Genomic DNA, 239 nt, shown 5'->3' with positions numbered 1-239 from the left:
CGCTACATCGTTAGTGTAGCTTAGTTATTATATCCATTGTCAGAGCGAATGTCAAGTACATTGCCCTAGAAAATGGTGGGCCTAAATGGACTCGAACCATCGACCTCACGCTTATCAGGCGTGCGCTCTAACCAGCTGAGCTATAGGCCCAAAAATAAAATGGAGCGGGTGATGAGAATCGAACTCACGACCAGAGCTTGGAAGGCTCTTGTTTTACCACTAAACTACACCCGCATGAA

The 239-nt window shown here is 46.4% G+C and carries 2 tRNA genes; both read right to left on the bottom strand.

Annotation, left to right across the window (positions count from 1 at the left end):
• Window positions 1–73: 73 nt before the first annotated feature.
• Window positions 74–150: transfer RNA gene (locus QYB97_RS25150), tRNA-Ile, on the bottom strand.
• A gap of 10 nt (window positions 151–160) precedes the next feature.
• Window positions 161–234 (bottom strand) — tRNA-Gly (locus QYB97_RS25145).
• Window positions 235–239: the final 5 nt, after the last annotated feature.

The organism is Fictibacillus fluitans, assembly GCF_030418125.1.
Classification (GTDB): domain Bacteria; phylum Bacillota; class Bacilli; order Bacillales; family Fictibacillaceae; genus Fictibacillus_C; species Fictibacillus_C fluitans.
This window is presented reverse-complemented; position numbering and strand designations above follow the sequence as displayed.